Below are 1873 nucleotides of genomic sequence, written 5' to 3' on the forward strand. Positions count from 1 at the left end.
GACCGCCTGAATTAAATGATGATGACACTTGAATTAGAAAAGATTATAAAAAATAAGCTTGAAGATAACGTTTTGTCATCCAAACAATCTGCGGATAAACCCAAAAGACCGTCTTTTACCTTACAAAAGGCCATCAATCGCACGCTAAAAGGCCGCCTTTCGCAACGCAAAAGACGGCCTTTTGGAAATCCACCGATGAAACATGGCTTCACAACAGCAATTATAGTCCTGTCTTACGGATAATGTCCTTTATAACGTTCATCTTTACATTAGGCGCATCGGACTTGTCATAAATAAGCAAAAGGTAAACCGTGCCGTCTTGCTCGGTGACGAGAGCGTTGAGCGTTATCACACGGGCACCGCCCGACTTGCCCTTACCTTTCGACCCGATGGCCATCCGTATCTTGCGTACATTCGGCGCAATCTCAACTCCTTGAAGGGGATTCGACTTGAGACTTTCCAAAAATGCCTCGTAATCTTTGGCAAGACTTCTGTATCGTTTTGCCAGCCGTTTAAACTCTGATGTAAAGTAATCAGAACGTACTATCTCTAAGCTCATCAATCAAAGTATCTGCTGATTTCAACTGTATTTTCCCATCCATGTGGTCTTTTACCTGCTGCAGTGCAAGCCGAAGTTCCTCCGTAAGATCACGCTTGCTCACCACGGTGTCTTCGTTTTCAACGGGTGCGAGTTTGAAACTGCCTGAACTGCGCGACTTCAAGATTACGTCCTCGCCGTTGCGGGCCATGTCAAGAAACTTTGTCTGGTTAGCTCTGAATTCCCTGGTGCTTATTACAATCATGATACTCTCCTTTCTTTTAAATACTGTTTTACATTGCGAAGATAGACAAAAAACCGTTGGTTACCAAACTGGACGCATTGTTTCACGCCACTTTTAAGAACATTTCACATACAAAGGCACCACAAGGCATGCCGCAAACGAAACAGGGCGCACCCGTAAGGCGCGCCCTGTGAGCTATTTAAAGACTTAATCCGGATGCATCAAGGCTGCTTGCCGATGTAAGCAAGAATACCGCCGTCGACGTAAAGGATGTGTCCGTTAACGAAGTCAGAGGCGTCGGAAGCGAGGAATACGGCCGGGCCCATGAGGTCTTCGGGCGTGCCCCAGCGTGCCGCCGGAGTCTTCGATACGATGAAACTGTCAAACGGATGGCGGCTGCCGTCTGCCTGGCGCTCGCGCAAGGGAGCTGTCTGCGGCGTGGCGATGTAGCCAGGTCCAATGCCGTTACACTGGATGTTGTACTCTCCGTACTCGGAACAGATGTTGCGGGTGAGCATTTTCAGTCCGCCCTTTGCTGCCGCGTAGGCTGACACTGTCTCGCGTCCCAGCTCGCTCATCATCGAGCATACGTTGATAATCTTGCCGTGGCCCTTCTTTATCATGCCGGGGATTACGGCCTTTGATACGATGAACGGCGCGTTTAGGTCGATGTCGACAACCTGGCGGAACTCGTCAACCGACATCTCGGTCATGGGTATGCGCTTGATTATTCCTGCGTTGTTGACGAGGATGTCGATAGTACCCAGCTCTTTCTCGATGTCTGCCACCATCTGTTTTACCTCATCTTCCTTGGTTACGTCGCAGATATAGCCCTTTGCGTCAATGCCTTTAGCCTTGTAGTCGGCCAGCGCCTGGTCCATGTGGTGCTGCGAACGGCAGTTGAAAGCAATCTTTGCGCCCGCGTTAGCGTAAGCCTCCGCAATGGCGAATCCTATTCCGTAAGCCGCTCCGGTGACAAGAGCCACCTTGCCCTCGAGCGAGAATTTACTTGAAAATGTGTCCATTGTTTTCCTTATTTGTTTGTTTTCAAGGAGTTAAGGAGTAATGGAGTAAAGGAGTTAAGACAAATG

The 1873-nt window shown here is 49.0% G+C and carries 3 protein-coding genes; all 3 read right to left on the reverse strand.

The features are described from left to right. Positions 1 to 220: 220 nt before the first annotated feature. The 3 genes from H6A34_RS14240 to H6A34_RS14250 all read right to left on the reverse strand — a co-directional run bounded on the left by H6A34_RS14240 (position 221) and on the right by H6A34_RS14250 (position 1807). Positions 221 to 559 carry an addiction module toxin RelE gene (locus H6A34_RS14240; RefSeq protein WP_205106054.1) on the reverse strand — a complete coding sequence of 113 codons (339 nt, stop codon included), beginning with the start codon at positions 557 to 559 and terminating at the stop codon, positions 221 to 223. Then, the gene (locus H6A34_RS14245) at positions 534 to 803 is read right to left on the reverse strand and encodes a prevent-host-death family protein (RefSeq protein ID WP_205106055.1); all 270 of its coding nucleotides are present in this window, start codon (positions 801 to 803) and stop codon (positions 534 to 536) included. Before H6A34_RS14245 ends, H6A34_RS14240 begins: the two co-directional genes overlap by 26 nt. A 200-nt stretch (positions 804 to 1003) precedes the next feature. Next, complete coding sequence (locus H6A34_RS14250; protein ID WP_021948445.1) at positions 1004 to 1807, reverse strand: gluconate 5-dehydrogenase; 804 nt, start codon at positions 1805 to 1807, stop codon at positions 1004 to 1006. Positions 1808 to 1873: the final 66 nt, after the last annotated feature.

It is taken from the genome of Marseilla massiliensis (genome assembly GCF_016899855.1).
Lineage (GTDB): Bacteria > Bacteroidota > Bacteroidia > Bacteroidales > Bacteroidaceae > Prevotella.